General features: G+C 61.4%; 19 protein-coding genes. 1 reads left to right on the forward strand and 18 read right to left on the reverse strand.

Annotation, left to right across the window (positions count from 1 at the left end; translation table 11 throughout):
• Positions 1 to 33: 33 nt before the first annotated feature.
• The 5 genes from surE to J3361_RS16335 form a co-directional block, all read right to left on the reverse strand.
• Positions 34 to 783, reverse strand: coding sequence for a 5'/3'-nucleotidase SurE (surE, locus tag J3361_RS16315; RefSeq protein WP_207965442.1), 750 nt, complete (start codon positions 781 to 783; stop codon positions 34 to 36).
• The gene (gene truD, locus J3361_RS16320) at positions 771 to 1,829 is read right to left on the reverse strand and encodes a tRNA pseudouridine(13) synthase TruD (protein ID WP_207965443.1); all 1,059 of its coding nucleotides are present in this window, start codon (positions 1,827 to 1,829) and stop codon (positions 771 to 773) included. Before truD ends, surE begins: the two co-directional genes overlap by 13 nt.
• Complete coding sequence (gene ispF, locus J3361_RS16325) at positions 1,826 to 2,299, reverse strand: 2-C-methyl-D-erythritol 2,4-cyclodiphosphate synthase (protein WP_003184863.1); 474 nt, start codon at positions 2,297 to 2,299, stop codon at positions 1,826 to 1,828. The genes truD and ispF overlap by 4 nt, the downstream gene beginning before the upstream one ends.
• A gap of 43 nt (positions 2,300 to 2,342) precedes the next feature.
• Complete coding sequence (gene fghA / locus J3361_RS16330) at positions 2,343 to 3,194, reverse strand: S-formylglutathione hydrolase (protein WP_207965479.1); 852 nt, start codon at positions 3,192 to 3,194, stop codon at positions 2,343 to 2,345.
• Between the two features lie 86 nt (positions 3,195 to 3,280).
• On the reverse strand, positions 3,281 to 4,393 hold the full coding sequence (locus J3361_RS16335) for an S-(hydroxymethyl)glutathione dehydrogenase/class III alcohol dehydrogenase (protein ID WP_186705510.1): 1,113 nt from the start codon (positions 4,391 to 4,393) through the stop codon (positions 3,281 to 3,283).
• Positions 4,394 to 4,499: 106 nt separating this feature from the next.
• Between J3361_RS16335 and J3361_RS16340 the strand changes: the two genes are divergently transcribed.
• Entirely contained in the window at positions 4,500 to 5,396 is an 897-nt protein-coding gene (locus J3361_RS16340; RefSeq protein WP_207965444.1) for a LysR substrate-binding domain-containing protein, read from the forward strand.
• 154 nt (positions 5,397 to 5,550) lie between these two features.
• Here J3361_RS16340 and ispD read toward each other — a convergent pair whose 3' ends face one another.
• The 13 genes from ispD to lpxD form a co-directional block, all read right to left on the reverse strand.
• Positions 5,551 to 6,258 carry a 2-C-methyl-D-erythritol 4-phosphate cytidylyltransferase gene (gene ispD, locus J3361_RS16345; RefSeq protein ID WP_207965445.1) on the reverse strand — a complete coding sequence of 236 codons (708 nt, stop codon included), beginning with the start codon at positions 6,256 to 6,258 and terminating at the stop codon, positions 5,551 to 5,553.
• Entirely contained in the window at positions 6,255 to 6,533 is a 279-nt protein-coding gene (gene ftsB / locus J3361_RS16350) for a cell division protein FtsB (RefSeq protein ID WP_003184873.1), read from the reverse strand. The genes ispD and ftsB overlap by 4 nt, the downstream gene beginning before the upstream one ends.
• A 171-nt stretch (positions 6,534 to 6,704) precedes the next feature.
• The gene (eno, locus tag J3361_RS16355; RefSeq protein WP_207965446.1) at positions 6,705 to 7,994 is read right to left on the reverse strand and encodes a phosphopyruvate hydratase; all 1,290 of its coding nucleotides are present in this window, start codon (positions 7,992 to 7,994) and stop codon (positions 6,705 to 6,707) included.
• A 270-nt stretch (positions 7,995 to 8,264) separates the two neighbouring features.
• Positions 8,265 to 9,110: a 3-deoxy-8-phosphooctulonate synthase gene (kdsA, locus tag J3361_RS16360; protein WP_122565457.1), complete on the reverse strand. Its 846-nt coding sequence runs from the start codon at positions 9,108 to 9,110 to the stop codon at positions 8,265 to 8,267.
• A gap of 4 nt (positions 9,111 to 9,114) precedes the next feature.
• Positions 9,115 to 10,746 carry a CTP synthase gene (locus tag J3361_RS16365; RefSeq protein WP_207965447.1) on the reverse strand — a complete coding sequence of 544 codons (1,632 nt, stop codon included), beginning with the start codon at positions 10,744 to 10,746 and terminating at the stop codon, positions 9,115 to 9,117.
• 274 nt (positions 10,747 to 11,020) lie between these two features.
• Positions 11,021 to 12,346, reverse strand: coding sequence for a tRNA lysidine(34) synthetase TilS (tilS, locus tag J3361_RS16370; RefSeq protein ID WP_207965448.1), 1,326 nt, complete (start codon positions 12,344 to 12,346; stop codon positions 11,021 to 11,023).
• Positions 12,347 to 12,478: 132 nt separating this feature from the next.
• On the reverse strand, positions 12,479 to 13,426 hold the full coding sequence (locus tag J3361_RS16375) for an acetyl-CoA carboxylase carboxyltransferase subunit alpha (protein ID WP_053182408.1): 948 nt from the start codon (positions 13,424 to 13,426) through the stop codon (positions 12,479 to 12,481).
• 150 nt (positions 13,427 to 13,576) lie between these two features.
• Positions 13,577 to 17,098: a DNA polymerase III subunit alpha gene (gene dnaE, locus J3361_RS16380; protein ID WP_207965449.1), complete on the reverse strand. Its 3,522-nt coding sequence runs from the start codon at positions 17,096 to 17,098 to the stop codon at positions 13,577 to 13,579.
• Between the two features lie 195 nt (positions 17,099 to 17,293).
• A complete protein-coding gene (rnhB, locus tag J3361_RS16385) occupies positions 17,294 to 17,947 on the reverse strand; it encodes a ribonuclease HII (RefSeq protein ID WP_207965450.1) in 654 nt (217 codons plus the stop codon).
• Positions 17,944 to 19,074: a lipid-A-disaccharide synthase gene (gene lpxB / locus J3361_RS16390; RefSeq protein ID WP_207965451.1), complete on the reverse strand. Its 1,131-nt coding sequence runs from the start codon at positions 19,072 to 19,074 to the stop codon at positions 17,944 to 17,946. The genes rnhB and lpxB overlap by 4 nt, the downstream gene beginning before the upstream one ends.
• 2 nt (positions 19,075 to 19,076) lie before the next feature.
• A complete protein-coding gene (gene lpxA, locus J3361_RS16395) occupies positions 19,077 to 19,853 on the reverse strand; it encodes an acyl-ACP--UDP-N-acetylglucosamine O-acyltransferase (protein WP_003198252.1) in 777 nt (258 codons plus the stop codon).
• On the reverse strand, positions 19,850 to 20,290 hold the full coding sequence (gene fabZ / locus J3361_RS16400) for a 3-hydroxyacyl-ACP dehydratase FabZ (protein ID WP_003184897.1): 441 nt from the start codon (positions 20,288 to 20,290) through the stop codon (positions 19,850 to 19,852). Before fabZ ends, lpxA begins: the two co-directional genes overlap by 4 nt.
• A gap of 105 nt (positions 20,291 to 20,395) precedes the next feature.
• The gene (lpxD, locus tag J3361_RS16405; RefSeq protein ID WP_207965452.1) at positions 20,396 to 21,451 is read right to left on the reverse strand and encodes a UDP-3-O-(3-hydroxymyristoyl)glucosamine N-acyltransferase; all 1,056 of its coding nucleotides are present in this window, start codon (positions 21,449 to 21,451) and stop codon (positions 20,396 to 20,398) included.
• Between the last annotated feature and the right edge of the window lie 3 nt (positions 21,452 to 21,454).

Raw genomic sequence — 21,454 nt, forward strand, 5'->3', positions numbered from 1 at the left:
CACGGCGCAGCATATCGTCTTGCTCACGAGCCATCAGCGCAGCCCCTCCAGCCAGCCATCGAGACTTCGGAAGGCATCGTTGAAGGTACGGTCGAGTTGCAACGGCGTGATCGAGACATAACCTTGCATCACCGCATGGAAATCAGTGCCCGGCCCGCCATCCTCGGCATCGCCGGCGGCGGCGATCCAGTAACCGGCCTTGCCGCGCGGGTCGACGACGTGCATCGGTTTGGCGGCGCGGGCACGATGGCCCAGGCGCGTGAGCTGGATGCCACGAATGTGATCGAGCGGCAGGTTGGGGATGTTCACGTTCAGTACCGTGCGTGGCGGCAGGTCCAGCTCGCCATGGGCTTCGATCAGTTTACGGGCGAAGTAGGCGGCGGTCGGCAAGTTATCGACCTGTCGGGAAACGAACGAAAAGGCGAACGACGGCTTTTCCAGGAAGCGACCTTCCAGGGCCGCGGCAACCGTGCCGGAATACAACACGTCATCCCCCAGGTTGGCCCCCAGGTTGATGCCCGACGCCACCATGTCCGGTTCACGTTCCAGCAAGCCGTTGAGGCCCAGGTGCACGCAATCGGTCGGGGTGCCGTTGAGGCTGATGAAGCCGTTGTCCAGATAGCTGGGATGCAAAGGACGGTCGAGCGTCAGCGAGCTGCTGGCGCCGCTTTTGTCCTGGTCCGGGGCGATGACCACGCACTCGGCAAAATCCGCCAGCGCAGCATAAAGCGCGGCAAGACCGGGTGCAGTCACCCCGTCGTCGTTAGAAATCAGAATACGCATGGGCTGTCCGTCTGCCCCACCGGCACCAGATCGACGAGTTCGCGCACCAAGACAGTGGCGAAACATCCGGCCGGCAGGACGAATTCCAATTGCAGAATGTCAGGCGAGGGATAATGCCACGACAGCCCGCCAATGGGCAGTCGCAGGATGCGACGTTCGTGACTCATTCCCGCGTTTATCAACCAGTCGCGCAGATCCACTTCGCTTTCGGCGATAGCCTGCTCCAATTCGAAGACCACGCCAGCGGTGGGCGAAGGTCCTTCGCCCCACTGGGGTCCGGTCGGGTGCAGATCAAGAATCGCCAGGCGCGGATCGCTGCACTCGGCCTCCCCGGCGGGGAAGAAACTGCGGCTGTCGGTAAAGGCCAGCAAATCGCCCACTTGGGCGTGTTGCCACGTACCGTCGGACACTCTGGCCGCCAGCACTTTGTTGAACAGGAAACTGCGGGCCGTGGACAGCAGGCGCGAACGCACGTTGCGCTGTTCCGGCAAGGCCTTGCGTGCGGCCCACGCGCGGGCGTCAACGACGTTGCCACCGTCATGGCCGAAGCGCTGGGCGCCGAAATAGTTCGGGATGCCTTGTCGAATGATCTGCTGCAGACGCGCCTCGACCGCCGCTTTGTCGCCTGAGAACTGGGTCAGGCGCAAGGTGAAGCCATTGGCCGAGTGCGCGCCGCGTTGCAGCTTGCGCCGATGGCGTGCGGTCTTGAGGATTTTCAGCGTGTCGTTCTCTGCCGCCGACAAGTCCGGATCGGCCTTGCCCGGCAATTGGACACTGAACCACTGGCGGGTCAGGGCCTGACGGTCCTTGAGCCCGGCATAACTGACGGTGCGCAACGGCACGCCGGCGGCCTGGGCGATTCGCCGGGCAGCCTCTTCGGTGTTCAAGCCACGTTTTTCAACCCAGATCCACAAGTGTTCGCCATCGCCGGTCAACGGGATGTCGAGCACTTCATCGACCTGGAAATCTTCAGCGCTGGCCTTGAGTACCGCGCTGCCCAACGACTCGCCGTAGGCCCGCGGCCCCAACAGTTCCAGTTCGGTCATGGGCGCAGCAACAAGGCAACGGAATGGACGGCAATGCCTTCTTCGCGACCGACGAAGCCCAGCTTTTCGGTGGTGGTGGCTTTCACGTTCACTTGGTCCAACTCAACTTGAAGATCCTCGGCGATCAACTGGCGCATCGCTTCGATGTGCGGAGCCATTTTGGGGGCCTGGGCCACGATGGTGTTATCGACATTGCCGACTTTCCAGCCTTTGGCATGAATCAGAGAGACCACATGGCGCAGCAACACGCGGCTGTCGGCGCCCTTGAACTGCGGGTCGGTGTCAGGGAAGTGCTTGCCGATGTCACCCAGGGCGGCGGCACCGAGTAGCGCATCGCTCAAGGCGTGCAGCAGGACATCACCGTCAGAATGCGCGAGCAGCCCGAAGCCGTGTGCGATCCGCACGCCGCCCAGAGTAATGAAGTCGCCTTCAGCGAAACGGTGAACATCGTAGCCGTGGCCAATACGCATAAAAAAACGCCCCGATTTTTGTCAGGGCGTGATTCTACCTGCATTAGGCGTTCAGAGCGCGCGCATGATGCTGCAAGTGGTCGTCAATGAAGCTGGCGATGAAGAAGTAACTGTGGTCGTAGCCTGGTTGCAGGCGCAGCTCCAACGGATGATCGGCGGATTTGGCCGCCTGTTGCAAGGCTTCGGGCTTGAGTTGATTGGCCAGGAAATCATCACGATCACCCTGGTCCACCAGCAATGGCAGCTTCTCCTGCGCCTCGGCAATCAATGCACAGGCATCCCATTCCCGCCATTTCGAGCGATCTTCTCCCAGGTAACGGGAGAAAGCCTTCTGTCCCCATGGGCAATCCATCGGGTTGTTGATCGGCGAAAAGGCCGACACCGAACGGTAGCGCCCCGGGTTGCGCAAGGCGCAGATCAGCGCTCCGTGGCCGCCCATGGAGTGACCGCTGATGCCGCGTTTGTCCGAAGCAGGGAAATGCGCTTCGACCAGCGCCGGCAATTCCTGCACCACGTAGTCATGCATCCGATAGTGCCGCGCCCACGGATCCTGCGTGGCGTTCAGATAAAACCCCGCCCCCAGGCCGAAGTCCCAGGCGTTGTCCGGATCGCCCGGCACGTCGGCGCCACGAGGGCTGGTGTCCGGCGCGACGATGATCAGGCCCAGCTCGGCGGCCATGCGCTGGGCGCCAGCCTTCTGCATAAAGTTCTCGTCGGTGCAGGTCAGCCCGGACAACCAATACAGCACCGGCAACTTGCCGCCCTGCTCGGCTTGCGGCGGCAGGTACACGGCAAACACCATGTCACAGCCCAGCACGTCGGAACGGTGCCGGTAACGCTTGTGCCAGCCGCCGAAGCTTTTCTGGCAAGAGATGTTTTCGAGGTTCATGGGCAATACATCAGCTGCAAGCGGCAAGCTTCAAGCTGCAAGTGGGCAGTGAACCGACTTGCAGCTTATGGCTTGAAGCTTGTGGCTGCTCCTCAGAAATGAATGACGGTACGGATGCTCTTGCCTTCATGCATCAGGTCGAACGCCTTGTTGATATCTTCCAGGCCCATGGTGTGGGTGATGAAAGTATCCAGCGGGATCTCGCCCTTCCCGGCCATTTCCACGTAGCTTGGCAACTCGCTGCGACCGCGCACGCCGCCAAAGGCCGAACCGCGCCAGACGCGCCCGGTCACCAGTTGGAATGGACGGGTGGCGATTTCCTGGCCAGCACCGGCCACGCCGATGATCACCGACTCGCCCCAGCCTTTGTGGCAGCACTCCAGGGCGGCACGCATCAGCTGGACATTGCCGATGCACTCGAAGGAAAAGTCCACGCCGCCGTCCGTCATGTCGACGATGACTTCCTGGATCGGACGGTCGAAGTCTTTCGGATTGACGCAATCGGTGGCACCCAGTTGCTTGGCGATTTCGAACTTGGCCGGGTTGATGTCGATGGCGATGATCCGCGCAGCCTTGGCCTTCACGGCACCGATCACCGCCGACAGGCCGATGCCGCCCAGGCCGAAGATCGCCACGGTATCACCCGGCTTGACCTTGGCGGTGTTGAGCACCGCGCCGATGCCGGTGGTGACGCCACAACCCAGCAGGCAGACTTTTTCCAGCGGCGCTTCTTTTGGGATCTTCGCGACGGAGATTTCCGGCAACACGGTGTACTCGGAGAACGTCGAGGTGCCCATGTAGTGGAAAATCGTCTCGCCCTTGTAGGAAAAGCGCGAGGTGCCGTCCGGCATCAGGCCTTTACCCTGGGTGGCGCGAATCGCCTGGCAGAGGTTGGTCTTGCCCGACTTACAGAATTTGCACTGCCCGCACTCCGGCGTGTACAGCGGAATCACATGGTCCCCCACCGCGACCGAGGTCACGCCTTCGCCGATGGCTTCGACAATCGCGCCGCCTTCGTGACCGAGGATCGACGGGAAGATCCCTTCCGGGTCGGCGCCCGACAAGGTATAGGCGTCGGTGTGGCAGACGCCGGAAGCCACCACGCGCAACAGCACCTCGCCCGCCTTGGGCATGGCCACGTCGACTTCAACGATTTCCAGGGGTTTCTTGGCCTCGAAGGCAACGGCAGCGCGCGACTTGATCATCCGGATTCTCCAGCAAATAAAAACAAGACCGGGAGTGTAATCCTCCGCTGGACAATGAATAATCCAGCCAAAAGCAAAATATTATTGCTGCACAGGGATAATCTTCATGTCCGATAACCGCTGGGAAGGCATCGACGAGTTCGTGGCCGTGGCCGAATGCAGCCAATTCACTGCCGCCGCCGAACGCCTCGGGGTGTCGTCTTCCCATATCAGTCGACAAATCGTACGGCTTGAAGAGCGTCTACAGACGCGCTTGCTCTACCGCAGTACCCGCCGCGTGACACTGACCGAAGCCGGACAAACCTTTTTGCAGCATTGCCAGCGTCTTCAAGATGGACGCGAGGAAGCACTGCGAGCCGTCGGCGATCTGACCAGCGAACCCAAGGGCATGCTGCGCATGACCTGTGCCGTGGCTTATGGCGAGCGGTTCATCGTGCCGTTGGTGACGCGGTTCATGGGGCTTTACCCGCAACTTCGGGTCGACATCGAGTTGAGCAATCGCCCACTGGACTTGGTGCATGAGAGCCTGGACCTGGCGATTCGCCTGGGTCGCTTACAGGACTCGCGCCTGGTCGCCACGCGCCTGGCACCGCGACGCATGTACCTATGCGCCTCACCCTCTTACCTGGAACGCTACGGCCGCCCCCATAGCGTGTCGGAGCTGAGCCGCCACAATTGCCTGATCGGCAGCTCCGACATGTGGCAACTGGAGCAGAACGGGCGGGAATTTTCCCAGCGCGTGCAGGGAAACTGGCGCTGCAACAGTGGGCAAGCGGTGCTCGATGCGGCGCTGCAAGGGGTGGGGTTGTGTCAGTTGCCGGATTATTACGTGCTGGAGCATTTGCACAGTGGTGCGTTGATCTCGCTGCTGGAGGCTCATCAGCCGCCGAATACGGCGGTGTGGGCGCTGTATCCGCAGCAGCGGCATCTGTCGCCAAAGGTGCGCAAGTTGGTGGATTATTTGAAGGGGGGGTTGGCTGAGCGGCCGGAGTACCGGGGGTAACTCTGGTTTTTATATTGCCTGGGCGATTGCTATCGCGAGCAGGCTCGCTCCCACAGTGGATCTTCAGCGGATACAAATTTTGTGTGCAGCCAAAATCCCTTGTGGGAGCGAGCCTGCTCGCGATGGCGATTCAGAAGACGCCTCCATTTCTCGCTTAACGCCGATTCGCCCACCGCTGACGCAACCACTCCAGGTCTTCCGGCCGGGTGACCTTGATGTTATCCGCCCGCCCTTCGATCAACCGAGGCGCCTGCCCCGCCCATTCCATGGCAGAGGCTTCGTCGGTAATCACCGCATCCGCCACCAAGCTGTCGGCCAGGGCCCGATGCAAGGCACCGAGGCGGAACATTTGCGGTGTGTAGGCTTGCCAGATCACGCTGCGATCAACGGTTTCCAGCACACGGCCATGCTTGTCGACGCGCTTGAGGGTGTCGCGCGCCGGGACGGCCAGCAGACCACCGACCGGGTCGTTCGCCAACTCGCTTAGCAGTGTGTCCAAATCGTCCCGAGACAGGTTGGGCCGGGCGGCGTCGTGCACCAGTACCCAATCGAAATCATCGGCGCCCTGCTCGTGAAGGTGCAACAACGCATTGAGCACCGAATCCGAACGTTGTTCGCCACCGTCAACGCGCTGGATGCGCGTGTCGTTGGCGCAGGCCAGGGTCGGCCAGTAAGGATCATCATGGGCAAGGCTGACCACCACACCCTTGACGGTGGGGTGATCGAGAAAGCAGCCAAGGCTGTGTTCAAGAATTGTGCGTCCGCCCAATTGCAGGTATTGCTTGGGACGGTCGGCGGCCATGCGAGCACCAACGCCCGCGGCGGGAATCACGGCCCAGAAGGCCGGCAAACGAATGCTCATTGGGCCAACTGGTAGAGGGTTTCGCCCTCCTTGACCATGCCCAGTTCATGTCGAGCCCGTTCTTCAACGGTCTCCATGCCTTTTTTCAACTCGGTCACTTCGGCGTCCATCACCCGATTACGCTCCAGCAACGCCTCGTTCTCGGCGTGTTGATCGGCAATTTGCTGAGTCAGGTCGGCCACTTGCGCCAGGCTGCCATTACCCACCCACAGGCGGTACTGCAGGCCGGCCAGCAACAGGAGCAAGACAAGAAACAACCAATTGGGACTGCGCATCGAATATCAGGTATCCAGTGAAAAAAGACCGCCATGCCAAACTTTGAAGCGTCTGATAGCACGAAGCCTGGAGAACCCAGGCTTGTGCTTGATAAGGCATCAGATTAGAGGCAAAACCGCCATCATGGCGACCTTTACGAGCTAACCCGCTGTCTTTTTACCATTTACCGCTTAACCGCGAAACTCGGCGCGACCGTTGTACTTGGCCTTGCCATTCAACTGCTCTTCGATACGCAGCAGTTGGTTGTACTTGGAAACGCGGTCGGAGCGGCACAGCGAACCAGTCTTGATCTGGCCTGCCGCAGTGCCCACGGCCAGGTCGGCAATGGTCGAGTCTTCGGTTTCGCCGGAGCGGTGGGAGATCACGGCGGTGTAGCCGGCAGCCTTGGCCATCTGGATGGCTTCCAGGGTTTCGGTCAGTGTGCCGATCTGGTTGAACTTGATCAGGATCGAGTTGGCGATCTTCTTGTCGATGCCCTCTTTCAGGATCTTGGTGTTGGTCACGAACAGGTCGTCGCCCACCAGTTGGGTCTTCTCGCCGATCTTGTCGGTGAGGATTTTCCAGCCGGCCCAGTCGGACTCGTCCAGGCCGTCTTCGATGGAGATGATCGGATAACGCTCGGTCAGGCCCTTGAGGTAGTCGGCGAAACCTTCGGCGGTGAACACCTGGCCTTCGCCGGACAGGTTGTACTTGCCGTCTTCGTAGAATTCACTGGCGGCGCAGTCCAAGGCCAGGGTCACGTCAGTGCCCAGCGTGTAACCAGCGTTGGCCACGGCTTCGGAGATCACTTTCAGCGCATCTTCGTTGGACGCCAGGTTCGGTGCGAAACCGCCTTCGTCGCCAACGGCGGTGCTCAGGCCACGGGCTTTCAGCACGGCCTTGAGGTGATGGAAAATCTCGGTGCCCATGCGCAGGCCTTCGGAGAAGGTCTTGGCGCCAACCGGCTGCACCATGAATTCCTGGATGTCGACGTTGTTATCGGCATGCTCGCCGCCGTTGATGATGTTCATCATCGGCACCGGCATCGAGTAGACACCCGGGGTACCGTTGAGGTTGGCGATGTGTGCGTACAGTGGCAGGTCCTGGTCCTGGGCAGCAGCCTTGGCAGCGGCCAGGGACACGGCGAGGATCGCGTTGGCGCCCAGGGTGGCTTTGTTTTCGGTACCGTCGAGCTTGATCATCGCGTGATCGAGGGCTTTCTGATCGGCAGGATCCTTGCCCAGCAACAGTTCACGGATCGGACCGTTGATGTTGGCAACGGCTTTGAGCACGCCCTTGCCCAGGTAACGGCTCTTGTCGCCATCACGCAGCTCCAGCGCTTCGCGCGAGCCAGTGGAAGCACCGGACGGCGCGCACGCGCTGCCGATGATGCCGTTGTCGAGAAGCACGTCCGCTTCAACAGTGGGGTTGCCACGGGAGTCGAGAACTTCACGACCTTTGATGTCGACGATTTTTGCCATTGTTGTAAACACTCCAAAGTTGACTAGAACGTTGCAGAAAACTTGCTCGCTCACAGCTGCGATTCAGCCGGAAGAGACCGAATGGGAGCGCTTCGCGCTCCAGCGGGAGCAAGCTCCCTCGCCACAGCAAGCTCCCTCGCCACAAGAGCACCGCTTGCCGGCGATGGGGGCCTCAAGGGCACCATCGCTGGCAAGCCATGCTCCCACAAGAGCAGTGCGGCCAGCGGGCCAGAGCGATAATCGAGCGGTACTTTACCGGAGAAAACCGCGTTACGCGGTTTCTATCGTCGGAAAACCCTTGACCAGCTCATCCAGCGACTTGAGCTGAGACAGGAAAGGTTCCAGCTTGTTCAAACGCAAGGCACAAGGACCATCGCACTTGGCGTTGTCTGGATCGGGGTGGGCCTCGAGGAACAGACCGGCCAGGGACTGGCTCATGCCCGCCTTGGCCAGATCGGTGACCTGGGCGCGACGACCGCCGGCGGAGTCGGAACGACCACCGGGCATCTGCAAGGCGTGCGTCACGTCAAAGAACACCGGGTATTCAAACTGCTTCATGATGCCGAAGCCGAGCATGTCCACCACGAGGTTGTTGTAGCCGAAGCTCGAACCGCGCTCGCAGAGGATCAACTGGTCATTGCCGGCCTCTTCGCACTTGCTCAGGATGTGTTTCATCTCCTGGGGCGCGAGGAACTGGGCCTTCTTGATGTTGATCACCGCGCCGGTCTTGGCCATCGCGACCACCAGGTCGGTCTGGCGCGACAGGAAGGCCGGCAACTGGATGATGTCGCAGACCTCGGCGACGACCGCGGCCTGGGCAGGCTCGTGGACGTCGGTGATGATCGGCACGCCAAAGGCTTGCTTGATGTCCTGGAAGATCCGCATGCCTTCTTCCAGGCCCGGGCCACGGTAGGACGTCACGGACGAGCGGTTGGCCTTGTCGAAGCTGGCCTTGAATACATAAGGGATCCCCAGCTTCTGGGTGACCTTCACGTACTCTTCGCAAACCTGCATCGCCATGTCGCGGCTTTCCAGCACGTTCATGCCGCCGAACAGCACCATCGGCTTGTCGTTGGCAATCTCGATGTCGCCGACGCGGATGATCTTCTGGGCCATCGTCTTATGCCTTTTTCTGGTGTTGAGCCAAAGCGGCCTTCACGAAACCGCTGAACAACGGATGACCGTCCCGTGGCGTCGAGGTGAACTCGGGGTGGAACTGGCAGGCGACGAACCATGGATGGTCCGGGGCCTCGACCACTTCCACCAGCGCGCCGTCACCGGAACGTCCGGAGATTTTCAAGCCAGCCTCGATCAGTTGTGGCAGCAGGTTATTGTTCACTTCGTAGCGATGACGGTGACGCTCGACAATCACATCCTTGGCGTAGCAATCGTGCACCTTGGAGCCGGCCTCGAGCAGGCATTCCTGGGCACCGAGACGCATGGTGCCGCCCAGGTCGGAGCTTTCGGTACGTACTTCCACCGCGCCGGTGGCATCTTCCCACTCGGTGATCAGGCCCACGACCGGATGGCCGCTGGCGCGATCGAATTCGGTGGAGTTGGCGTCTTTCCAGCCCAGCACGTTACGGGCGAACTCGATGACCGCCACTTGCATCCCCAGGCAGATCCCCAGGTAAGGCACCTTGTTTTCACGAGCGTATTGCACGGCGGTGATCTTGCCTTCCACGCCCCGCAGGCCGAAGCCGCCCGGTACGAGGATCGCATCGGCGCCTTCGAGCAGGCCGGTGCCCTGGTTCTCGATGTCTTCGGAATCGATGTAGCGCAGGTTGACCTTGGTGCGGTTGCTGATACCGGCGTGGCTCATCGCTTCGATCAGCGACTTGTAGGCATCCAGCAGCTCCATGTACTTGCCGACCATGGCGATGGTCACTTCGTGTTCCGGATTGAGCTTGGCATCGACCACGGCGTCCCATTCGGACAGATCGGCGCCGGCACATTGCAGGCCGAAACGCTCGACGACGAAATCGTCCAGGCCTTGGGAGTGCAGGATGCCCGGGATCTTGTAGATGGTGTCGGCGTCTTCCAGGCCGATGACCGCGCGCTCTTCAACGTTGGTGAACTGAGCGATCTTGCGACGCGACGAGATGTCGATCGGATGATCGGAGCGGCAGATCAGCACGTCCGGCTGCAGGCCGATGGAGCGCAGTTCCTTGACCGAGTGCTGGGTTGGCTTGGTCTTGGTTTCGCCAGCGGTGGCGATGTACGGCACCAGTGTCAGGTGCATCAGCATCGCGCGCTTGGCGCCGATTTCGAACCGCAACTGGCGGATGGCTTCGAGGAACGGCTGGGACTCGATATCGCCCACGGTACCGCCGATCTCGACCATCGCCACGTCGGCGTCGCCGGCACCCTTGATGATGCGGCGCTTGATTTCGTCGGTGATGTGCGGGATGACCTGGATGGTCGCGCCCAGGTAGTCACCACGACGTTCCTTGCGCAGCACGTGCTCATAGACACGGCCGGTGGTGAAGTTGTTGTTCTGGGTCATGGTCGTGCGGATGAACCGCTCGTAGTGGCCCAGGTCCAGGTCGGTCTCGGCGCCGTCGTGGGTGACGAACACTTCACCGTGCTGGAACGGGCTCATGGTGCCCGGGTCAACGTTGATGTACGGGTCCAGCTTGAGCATGGTGACCTTAAGTCCCCGCGCCTCCAGGATGGCCGCCAATGAAGCCGAGGCAATGCCTTTCCCCAATGAAGAAACAACACCGCCCGTGACGAATATGTAGCGCGTCATGAAAAACCCTAGAAGTCTGCGTTAAAGCGGTCCGAGCCGCCGGGGAAAGCGAAGGAAGGCCGAAGCCCCCGATCACCTGCATTAATCACAGTGCACCTTTCAAAAAAACCGCCGCGTTGGGACAGACCGGAAGTGAAATCACCGGTACGTTGCTCGCTACACATTTTTTGGAATCGCCCAGCAAAGACTGCTTGGTAATCGGCAACTCCTGCAATTCAGGCGAATCCACAGAAGTTGTATCAAGAAGGGAGCGTAGTCTACCGGAAAGCCCCTTTCAGCTCAAACCCAGATCTTGGTTTCCTGGCGTCCAGGTCAATTGCCAACTGCCATCAGCCTGTGCATCGAGCCCGACCAGGTTGGCCACCGCCAGCAATTGCTCGCCCTGATAGAGCAGCGGCAATCGGTCGCGAACGAACGACGGCACGGCTTTTTCATTGAGTAAACGCTTGAGATCACGATGACCACGACCCGCTAACGCCAGCACCTCGCCGCCTTGACGATAGCGCACGCTAAGCGGTCCCGCAGGCGGCTTGCCGGTGAGTGCCACCCTGCCATTGCCCGGCAAGCGCAGCGCAACCGCCGGATCCGCCCAGTCGCCGGCACTTGGCGGCGAAGATAGCCAGTGGTCGGATAACCACCAGACCCGCCCGCCGGCCCGGCGCAACTCGCCGCCGGCCAGGCGCCAGACTGGCCGGGCATCGTCCGCGGCATCGCGCAACGAATCCCAGCCCGCCCAGTGATCGCTGTCGGGCAGCAGGGTCAGCGGCACCAGCCAGTGGCTCAAGGCATTGCGCTGACGGGCCGCCGACAACGCCCGTAACGGCGCCAGCGCCAGGGATTGCAGCCCAAGCCAGTCAAACGCACACGGGGTCGCGGCCTGGGCCAGGTCGATCCGCGCCAAGTCATCCAGCAAGCCCTGGGCTTCGCCCATGTGCGCCGCGCTGCGGGCCAGGGTTGTCGAGGCTTGCGGCCAGTGATCGGCCAGCGCCGGAAAAATCCGTTGGCGCAGGTAGTTGCGCGCGTACCGTTGATCATCGTTGGACGGGTCGTCGATCCAGCTCAAGCCCTGTTGCGTCGCATAGCCCTCCAACTCCGCCCGGGACACATCGAGCAACGGCCGTAGCAGATGGCCCTGGCCCAAGGGTCGCTGCCGAGGCATCGCCGCCAAGCCCCTCACCCCCGCCCCCCGCAGCAGGCGAAACAGCAGGGTTTCGGCCTGGTCATCGCGATGCTGGGCGGTGAGCAGCATTTCGTTGCTGCCGATCGCCGCGACGAAGGCCGCGTAACGCGCCTCTCGAGCCGCGCGCTCGACACTGGCGCCGGGGCGCACTTGCACATTCACCACGTCCAACGGCACGCCCAGGGCCGCGCAGACCGAACGGCAATGATCCGGCCACGCCTCAGCCACCGCCTGGAGGCCGTGATGCACATGGATGGCGCTCAGCGCGGGCAGGGGTTGGCGTTGCGAAAGGGTCGCGAGCAGGTGCAGCAGGACGGTGGAGTCGAGACCACCGGAGAAGGCGATGCGCCAGGTGGCGGCGTTGCGCCAGGGGGATAGCTGTGTGAGGAGCCGGGTTGGCAGATCCGCGCTTGAGTTCATAGGAGTCAGCCTTGTCACAAACAACTGTGGGAGCGAGCCTGCTCGCGAAAGCGGTGTATCAGTCAACTCATCCGTTGAATGTCAATCCGCTTTCGCGAGCAGGCTCGCTCCCACATGGGTGTTGCAGTTCGATCAGAGACCGTAGCTCATCAACCGCTCATAGCGACGGGTCAGCAGCGCGTCGTTGTCGAACTTCTTGAGCATCGACAACTGCGAGCTCAGCTCCGCACGAATCAGCGCTGCGGCTGCGGCTGGATCGCGATGGGCACCGCCCACTGGCTCGTTGATCACTTTATCAACGATGCCCAAGCCCTTGAGACGCTCGGCGGTAATGCCCATGGCTTCAGCGGCATCCGGTGCCTTCTCGGCGGTTTTCCACAGGATCGAGGCGCAGCCTTCCGGCGAGATCACCGCATAGGTGGAATATTGCAGCATGTTCAACTGGTCGCAGACGCCAATGGCCAGCGCACCGCCGGAACCGCCCTCGCCAATCACGGTGGCGATGATCGGGGTTTTCAGGCGTGCCATGACGCGCAGGTTCCAGGCAATCGCTTCGCTCTGGTTGCGCTCTTCGGCGTCGATGCCCGGGTAGGCGCCTGGGGTGTCGATGAAAGTCAGGATTGGCATCTTAAAGCGCTCGGCCATTTCCATCAGGCGGCACGCCTTGCGGTAGCCTTCCGGACGCGGCATGCCGAAGTTGCGGCGCACTTTCTCGCGCACTTCGCGGCCTTTCTGATGACCGATGACCATCACCGGCTGGTCGTCCAGACGGGCAACGCCGCCGACGATCGCGGCGTCGTCGGAGAAGTGACGGTCGCCGTGCAGCTCATCGAACTCGGTGAAGATGTGGTCGATGTAGTCCAGGGTGTAGGGACGACGCGGGTGCCGCGCCAGGCGGGCAATCTGCCAGCTGGTCAGCTTGCCGAAGATGTCTTCGGTCAGCGTGCGGCTTTTGTCCTGCAGACGAGAGATTTCATCGCCGATATTCAGCGAATTGTCATTACCGACCAAGCGCAACTCTTCGATCTTGGCTTGCAGGTCGGCGATCGGCTGTTCGAAATCTAGAAAATTCGGGTTCATAGGCGTCCGTCTTGGGTCGACGTCCAAGAGAGCTTGGGCCGGCCGGTTGTCTATTCGCGCCCTACCTTAAGGGAGAGGCGCGTTCAGGTCGAGATTAAAAATTCGGGTCGAGATCAGGGGCTTTCCGGTTTCAACAGTGGCCCCTGGCCGTCAACGGTATTGGAGGAAGACGTTGTCTTTGCCGAACTGGTCACGCAAGGCTTGAATCAACGCATCCGCCGGATCGATCCGCCAACCTTCGCCGAACTGCAGCACGGCCTTGGCATCGGGGCGCACGTATTCCATGGTGATCGGGCAAGCACCGCGATGGCGCTTGAACAATTCGCCCAACCAGCGTAGCTGATCGCCCTTGAGATCCTGGGTCTGCAACTTCAGGCGCAGGCTCTCGGCCAGGTTGGTACGGGCATCTTCCATGCTCATCACCCGCTTGACCCGCAGCCGCAGGCCACCGGAGAAGTCATCGTTGCTGACCTCGCCTTCCACCACCACCATCGCGTCGGTCTGCAACAGCGATTGCGCCGAATGGAACGCATCGGCGAATAATGAGGCCTCGATGCGCCCGGAGCGGTCGTCGAGGGTGATGAAGCCCATCTTGTCGCCCTTTTTGTTCTTCATCACCCGCAGGGCGATGATCATGCCGGCGACGGTCTGGGTGTCGCGCGCCGGCTTGAGGTCGATGATGCGCTGACGAGCGAAGCGGCGAATCTCGCCTTCGTATTCGTCGATCGGGTGCCCCGTCAGGTACAGGCCCAGGGTGTCTTTTTCACCCTTGAGACGTTCCTTGAGCGTCAGCTCCTTGGCCTTGCGATGGTTGCCGTAGACATCGGCATCCTCCTCGACGAACAGCCCGCCAAACAGGTCGGCGTGGCCGCTGTCGTGGGTGCGGGCGGTCTGTTCGGCGGCCTTGATCGCTTCTTCCATCGCCGCCAGTAACACCGCGCGGTTGCGGTCGATGTTGGCCTGGTAGGCCTTGGGCTCATCGTGAAAATAGGGCCCCAACCGGTCCAAGGCGCCACTGCGGATCAAACCGTCGAGGGTGCGTTTGTTGATGCGCTTGAGGTCGACCCGCGCACAGAAGTCGAAAAGATCCTTGAACGGCCCATCCTGGCGCGCTTCGGTGATAGCTTCCACCGGCCCCTCGCCCACGCCCTTGATCGCGCCAAGCCCATAGATGATGCGACCTTCGTCGTTCACCGTGAACTTGAACTCCGAAGCGTTCACGTCCGGCGCGTCGAGACGCAGCTTCATGGTCCGCACTTCTTCGATCAAGGTCACGACCTTGTCGGTGTTGTGCATATCCGCCGACAGTACCGCAGCCATGAACGGCGCCGGGTAGTGCGCCTTCAGCCACGCGGTCTGGTACGACACCAGGCCATAGGCGGCGGAGTGGGATTTGTTGAAGCCGTAGCCGGCGAACTTTTCCACCAGGTCGAAAATGTTACCGGCCAGGTCAGGGTCGATGCCGTTGGTGGCGCACCCCTCAATGAAACCGCCGCGCTGCTTGGCCATTTCCTCGGGCTTTTTCTTACCCATGGCCCGGCGCAGCATGTCCGCACCGCCGAGGGTATAACCGGCCATGACCTGGGCAATCTGCATCACCTGTTCCTGATACAGGATGATGCCGTAGGTCGGTGCCAGCACCGGCTTCAAGCCTTCGTACTGATAATCCGAGTGCGGGTAGGCCAGCTCGGCGCGGCCGTGCTTACGGTTGATGAAGTCATCCACCATGCCCGATTGCAGAGGCCCCGGACGGAACAGGGCCACCAGTGCAATGAGGTCTTCCAGGCAGTCGGGCTTGAGCTTTTTGATCAGCTCCTTCATGCCCCGGGATTCAAGCTGGAACACCGCCGTGGTTTCGGCTTTTTGCAGCAGGCTGTAGGTCGGCTTGTCATCCAGCGGGATGAAGGCAATGTCCAGCGGCTCTTCGCCGACCTTGGCCCGGTCGCGATTGATGGTCTTTAGCGCCCAGTCGATGATCGTCAGGGTTCGCAGGCCGAGGAAGTCGAACTTCACCAAGCCCGCCGCCTCGACGTCGTCCTTGTCGAACTGGGTCACCAGGCCGTCGCCTTCTTCGTCGCAATAGATCGGCGAGAAGTCCGTCAGCTTGGTCGGCGCGATCACCACGCCACCGGCGTGCTTGCCGACGTTACGCACCACGCCCTCAAGCTTGCGGGCCATCTCCCAGATTTCCGCGGCCTCTTCGTCGACCTTGATGAAGTCCCGCAGGATTTCTTCCTGCTCGTAGGCCTTCTCCAGGGTCATGCCGACTTCGAACGGAATCATCTTCGACAGGCGATCCGCCAAACCGTAGGACTTGCCCTGCACCCGCGCCACGTCACGCACCACCGCCTTGGCGGCCATGGAACCGAAGGTGATGATCTGGCTCACCGCGTTGCGGCCATATTTCTCGGCCACGTAGTCGATCACCCGGTCGCGACCGTCCATGCAGAAGTCGACGTCGAAGTCGGGCATGGAGACCCGTTCCGGGTTGAGGAAACGTTCGAACAGCAGGTCATATTCCAGCGGGTCGAGGTCGGTGATCTTCTGCACGTAGGCCACCAGCGACCCGGCGCCCGATCCACGGCCAGGGCCGACGGGCACGCCGTTGTTCTTGGCCCACTGGATGAAGTCCATCACGATCAGGAAGTAACCGGGAAAGCCCATCTGGATGATGATATCCAGCTCGAAATTCAACCGATCGACATAGACCTGGCGCTTGGCTTCGTAATCTTCGGTGGTGTCCTTGGGCAGCAGGACGCTGAGGCGTTCTTCAAGACCATCGAAGGACACCTTGCGGAAATACTCGTCGATGGTCATGCCATCGGGAATCGGGAAGTTGGGCAGGAAGTGTTTGCCCAGCTTCACGTCGATGTTGCAGCGCTTGGCGATCTCGACGGTGTTTTCCAGCGCCTCGGGCAGGTCGCTGAACAACTCGGCCATTTCCTCGGCGCTCTTGAGGTATTGCTGGTCGCTGTAGTTCTTCGACCGACGCGGGTCGTCGAGGGCCCGGCCCTCACCGATGCAAACGCGGGTTTCGTGGGCTTCGAAATCTTCTTGCTTGATGAATCGCACGTCGTTGGTCGCCACCAGCGGCGCGCCGATCTTGTCGGCCAGGGCCACGGCGGCGTGCAGGTGTTCTTCGTCATTGGGGCGATGGGTGCGCTGCACTTCGATGTAGAAGCGGTCCGGGAACACCGCCATCCAGTCGCGGGCCAGGGTCTCGGCTTCGTCGAGGTCGCCACTGAGCAGGGCCAGGCCGATTTCGCCTTCCTTGGCCGCCGACAGCATGATCAGCCCTTCGCTGGCCTCGGCCACCCACTCACGCTCGATGATGATCGAGCCGTTGCGCTGGCCATCGATGAAACCGCGGGAGATCAGCTCGGTGAGGTTGCGATACCCCACGGCGTTCATCACCAACAGGCTGATACGGCTCAGCGGCGCGTCCGGGTCCTTGTTCGACAGCCACAGGTCGGCGCCACAGATCGGCTTGATCCCGGCGCCCATGGCGGCCTTGTAGAACTTGACCAGCGAACACATGTTGTTCTGGTCGGTGACCGCCACGGCTGGCATGTTCATGCCCACCAGGGTCTTGACCAGGGGCTTGATCCGCACCAGACCGTCGACCAGGGAGTATTCAGTGTGCAGGCGTAGATGAACGAATGAAGCCGGCATAGTGATCCTGCGTTAAGTCATGAAAACAACAAGGCCCGGATTGTACCGGGCCTTGGGTAAAACATCAGCCAGCAACCCATTCTCTTGAGGATTGAACCCGTGGCGAGGGAGCTTGCTCCCGCTGGGCTGCGCAGCAGCCCCCTTCTTATGGGCGCTTCGCACCCAAGCGGGAGCAAGCTCCCTCGCCACGATGAATCAGGTGAACCCCTCGCTCACGATCAACCCATCACGAGCTTCATAAGCCAACCGCACCGGGGCGAACGAGCGCCGATGAATGGGCGTTGGCCCAAGGCGCCCCAGGGCTTCGAGGTGCACGGGGGTCGGGTAGCCCTTGTGGCTGCCGATGCCGTAGCCCGGGTAGATCAATTCGAAGGCGCTCATTTCCCGGTCACGGCTGACCTTGGCCAGGATCGAGGCCGCTGCAATGGCCGGTACCTTGCCGTCGCCCTGGATCACCGCTTCGGCGCGCATCGACAGTTTCGGGCAGCGATTGCCATCGATCATCGCCAGCTTCGGCGTGATGTGCAGGCCCTGCACCGCACGCTGCATGGCGAGCATGGTGGCGTGCAGGATATTGAGTTCATCGATTTCTTCGACTTCGGCCCGGGCGATGCACCAGCTCAGGGCTTTCTCGCAGATTTCGTCGTAGAGTTTTTCGCGACGGGCCTCAGTGAGCTTCTTCGAATCATTCAGCCCGAGGATCGGCCGGTTCGGGTCGAGAATCACCGCCGCCGTCACCACCGCGCCACACAAAGGGCCGCGCCCCACTTCATCGACACCGGCCACCAGTTCTTCCACTTCGGCGACCAGGTTGAAGTCCAGGCCCATCTGTAGCTTTGAGTTGCTCATGGTTTTGCGCCAATCAGGGTCAGTACTGCGTCAGCCGCCTGGTTGGAGGCATCGCGACGCAGGGTACGATGGATTTCATCAAAGCCCCGGGTCTGTTCCTCGCCGCCATCGATCAAGGGCAACAGCGTGCTGGCCAGCGCCTCGGCGGTCGCATCGTCCTGCAGCAGTTCCGGCACCAACAGGCGCTGGGCCAGCAGGTTCGGCAAGGACACGTAGGGGCTCTTGACCATGCGTTTGAGAATCCAGAACGTCAGCGGCGCCAGGCGATAGGCGACCACCATCGGGCGTTTGTACAACAACGCCTCAAGGGTAGCCGTGCCGGAGGCAATCAACACGGCATCACAGGCCGCCAGTGCGTCATGGGAGCGACCGTCGAGCAACGTCACCGGCAAATCGCGACCGTCCAACAGGGCTTCCAGTTGGACGCGACGCTGGGCACTGGCACATGGCAGGACAAAACGCACACCGGGGCGCAGCGTCAGAAGACGTTCGGCGGCGTCGAAGAACAAGCCACCCAGGCGACTCACTTCGCCACCGCGGCTGCCCGGCATCAAGGCCACCAGCGGCCCGTCGGGCAGGCCCAACGCCTGGCGAGCGGCCTCGCGGTCGGCTTCCAGGGGAATGGTATCGGCCAAGGTGTGTCCGACAAACCGCACCGGCACGCCCTTTTCTTCGTAGAAGCGGGCCTCGAACGGCAGCAGTGTCAGCATCAGGTCGCAGCCTTCGCGGATCTTCAGCACGCGCTTCTGCCGCCAGGCCCAGACCGACGGGCTGACGTAGTGCACGGTCTTGATCCCGGCCTGACGCAACTTGAGTTCGATAGTGAGGGTGAAATCCGGCGCATCGATGCCGATGAACACATCCGGTTTATCGTCGATCAGGGTCTGGATCAGCTTCTTGCGTCGAGCCAGCAGCTCGCGCAGGCGACCGAGCACTTCCACCAGGCCCATCACGGAAAGGCGTTCCATCGGAAAATAGGAGGTCAGGCCCTCGGCCTGCATCAACGGCCCGCCGACACCGATGAATTCCACCGCGGGGTGCTGCGCCTTGAGCGCTCGCATCAGGCCCGCGCCCAGAATGTCACCGGAAGCCTCTCCCGCCACCAGTGCAACACGCACGTTAGCCATGGTCAGCGAGTGATGCCGCGGGTCGAAGACTGGATGGAATCGCGGAAGATCGCGACTTCCGGGTGCTGTGCCGACGCCTCGGCAAGTTCGGCGAGCGCCTGCTCGACGGTCAGGCCCTGGCGGTACACCACCTTATAGGCGCGGCGCAGCGCGGTAATCGCCTCTTCACTGAAACCCCGACGGCGCATGCCTTCGAAGTTCATGCTGCGGGCTTCGGCTGGGTTGCCGAACACCGTGACATAAGCCGGGACATCCTTGCCGATGGCGGTACCCATGCCAGAAAAGCTGTGGGCGCCGATGTGGCAATACTGGTGCACCAGGGTGAACCCGGACAGGATCGCCCAATCGTCCACGTGCACATGGCCGGCCAACGCGGTGTTGTTGACCAGGATGCAATGGTTGCCAATCACGCTGTCGTGGCCGATGTGTGCGTAAGCCATGATCAGGTTGTGGTCGCCCAGGGTCGTTTCGGAACGGTCCTGGACAGTGCCACGGTGAATCGTCACACCTTCGCGGATCACGTTGTGATCGCCAATGACCAGGCGGGTTTCTTCACCTTTGTACTTGAGATCGGGCGTGTCCTCGCCTACCGAGGAAAACTGGTAGATGCGATTGTGACGACCAATCCGGGTCGGTCCCTTGAGAATTACGTGGGGACCGATCACCGTACCCTCGCCGATTTCCACACCTGCGCCGACAATCGACCACGGGCCGACCTCGACATCGGCGGCCAGGACGGCCGTCGGATCGATGATTGCGCGAGGGTCAATCAAACTCATAGTTTGCGTTCCGCACAGATGATTTCAGCGGAGCAGACTGGCTTGCCGTCGACCGAAGCCTGGCATTCGAACTTCCAGATCTGGCGCTTGCAACTGATGAACTTGGCTTCAAGGATCAATTGATCACCCGGAGTGACCGGCTGGCGGAAGCGCAGCTTGTCGGAACCGACGAAGTAGTAGAGCGTGCCGTCGGCAGGTTTTACGTCGAGCATTTTGAAACCAAGGATCCCGGCAGCCTGGGCCATCGCCTCGATGATCAATACGCCCGGCATGATCGGATGCGCGGGGAAGTGACCATTGAAGAATGGCTCGTTGATGCTGACATTCTTATAGGCGCGAATGCGCTTGCCTTCAACATCCAGGTCCACCACCCGATCCACCAGCAGGAACGGGTAACGGTGAGGCAGGTATTCGCGAATCTCGTTGATGTCCATCATTTCGGGGGGAAGCCTATGTAAAGATTGGGAGCGCACGAGTGACGCGCACTCCGCTAGCAAATCAAGATGCCCTAACGGCTGTGCACACTTGATATGGAAATGGTATCAGCCATCTGATGAAGCATTACCGCCAGGGGTCACGTCCCCTACACGCTTTTCCACCTGCTTGAGGCGCCGCGCGATGTCGTCGAGCTGGCGGATACGCGCCGCGCTCTTGCGCCATTCGGCTGCCGGCTGCATGGCTGTGCCGGAAGAATAGGCACCCGGCTCGGTAATCGAGTGGGTCACCATGGTCATCCCGGTCAGGAACACGTTGTCACAGATATCGATATGGCCCACCAGGCCTACGCCACCGGCGAGCATGCAGTGCTTGCCGATCTTGGTGCTGCCGGAGATGCCCACGCAGGCGGCCATGGCGGTGTGGTCACCGACCTGGACGTTGTGGGCGATCTGGATCTGGTTGTCGAGCTTGACGCCATTGCCGATGACCGTGTCGGCCAAGGCACCGCGGTCGATCGCAGTGTTGACGCCGATCTCCACGTCATCGCCAATGGTGACACCGCCGATCTGGGCGATCTTTTGCCAGATGCCCTTCTCGTTGGCAAAACCGAACCCTTCGCCGCCCAGCACGGCACCGGACTGGATCACCACCCGTTTGCCGATGCGCACATCGTGATACAGGGTGACCCGTGGCGCCAGCCAGCCGCCTTCGCCGATCTCGCTGCGCGCACCAACGACGCAATGAGCGCCCAGGGTGACGCCGGCACCGATTCGGGCCGCGCTTTCGATGACCACGAACGGGCCGACGCTGGCCGTGGGGTCAACCACGGCATCTGCGGCGATCACTGCGCTGGGATGAATACCGGCGGCCGATGTCGGCTTGGGATCGAACAGATGGGAAATGCGGGCATACGCCAGGTACGGATCGGGCACGACCAGGGCATCGCCGGCAAATCCATCGGCATCGGCGGCCTTGAGCAACAACGCGGCTGCCCGGCAGTCGGCCAGGTACTTGCGGTACTGGGGATTTGCCAGAAAGCTCAACTGAGCTGGGCCAGCCTCTTGTAAAGTGGCTAGCCCAGTAATTGCCTTCTCCGGGTCGCCACGCAGGGTGGCGCCGAGGAACTCGGCCAACTGGCCGAGCTTGATAGTCGCTGTCATGGA

It is taken from the genome of Pseudomonas sp. OA65 (assembly GCF_017498305.1).
Classification (GTDB): Bacteria; Pseudomonadota; Gammaproteobacteria; order Pseudomonadales; family Pseudomonadaceae; genus Aquipseudomonas; species Aquipseudomonas zanjanensis.

What these genes read in the sequence shown, in the direction of transcription:
- truD (WP_207965443.1), bottom strand. Translation starts at nt 1,829, where the DNA reads ATGACCGAACTGGAACTGTTGGGGCCGCGGGCCTACGGCGAGTCGTTG.
- eno (WP_207965446.1), bottom strand. Translation starts at nt 7,994, where the DNA reads ATGGCAAAAATCGTCGACATCAAAGGTCGTGAAGTTCTCGACTCCCGT.
- surE (WP_207965442.1), bottom strand. Translation starts at nt 783, where the DNA reads ATGCGTATTCTGATTTCTAACGACGACGGGGTGACTGCACCCGGTCTT.
- ftsB (WP_003184873.1), bottom strand. Translation starts at nt 6,533, where the DNA reads ATGCGCAGTCCCAATTGGTTGTTTCTTGTCTTGCTCCTGTTGCTGGCC.
- kdsA (WP_122565457.1), bottom strand. Translation starts at nt 9,110, where the DNA reads ATGGCCCAGAAGATCATCCGCGTCGGCGACATCGAGATTGCCAACGAC.
- rnhB (WP_207965450.1), bottom strand. Translation starts at nt 17,947, where the DNA reads ATGAGCAACTCAAAGCTACAGATGGGCCTGGACTTCAACCTGGTCGCC.
- ispF (WP_003184863.1), bottom strand. Translation starts at nt 2,299, where the DNA reads ATGCGTATTGGCCACGGCTACGATGTTCACCGTTTCGCTGAAGGCGAC.
- tilS (WP_207965448.1), bottom strand. Translation starts at nt 12,346, where the DNA reads ATGAACTCAAGCGCGGATCTGCCAACCCGGCTCCTCACACAGCTATCC.
- J3361_RS16335 (WP_186705510.1), bottom strand. Translation starts at nt 4,393, where the DNA reads ATGATCAAGTCGCGCGCTGCCGTTGCCTTCGAGGCCAAGAAACCCCTG.
- J3361_RS16375 (WP_053182408.1), bottom strand. Translation starts at nt 13,426, where the DNA reads ATGAACCCGAATTTTCTAGATTTCGAACAGCCGATCGCCGACCTGCAA.
- lpxB (WP_207965451.1), bottom strand. Translation starts at nt 19,074, where the DNA reads ATGGCTAACGTGCGTGTTGCACTGGTGGCGGGAGAGGCTTCCGGTGAC.
- J3361_RS16340 (WP_207965444.1), top strand. Translation starts at nt 4,500, where the DNA reads ATGTCCGATAACCGCTGGGAAGGCATCGACGAGTTCGTGGCCGTGGCC.
- fabZ (WP_003184897.1), bottom strand. Translation starts at nt 20,290, where the DNA reads ATGATGGACATCAACGAGATTCGCGAATACCTGCCTCACCGTTACCCG.
- dnaE (WP_207965449.1), bottom strand. Translation starts at nt 17,098, where the DNA reads ATGCCGGCTTCATTCGTTCATCTACGCCTGCACACTGAATACTCCCTG.
- J3361_RS16365 (WP_207965447.1), bottom strand. Translation starts at nt 10,746, where the DNA reads ATGACGCGCTACATATTCGTCACGGGCGGTGTTGTTTCTTCATTGGGG.
- lpxA (WP_003198252.1), bottom strand. Translation starts at nt 19,853, where the DNA reads ATGAGTTTGATTGACCCTCGCGCAATCATCGATCCGACGGCCGTCCTG.
- lpxD (WP_207965452.1), bottom strand. Translation starts at nt 21,451, where the DNA reads ATGACAGCGACTATCAAGCTCGGCCAGTTGGCCGAGTTCCTCGGCGCC.
- ispD (WP_207965445.1), bottom strand. Translation starts at nt 6,258, where the DNA reads ATGAGCATTCGTTTGCCGGCCTTCTGGGCCGTGATTCCCGCCGCGGGC.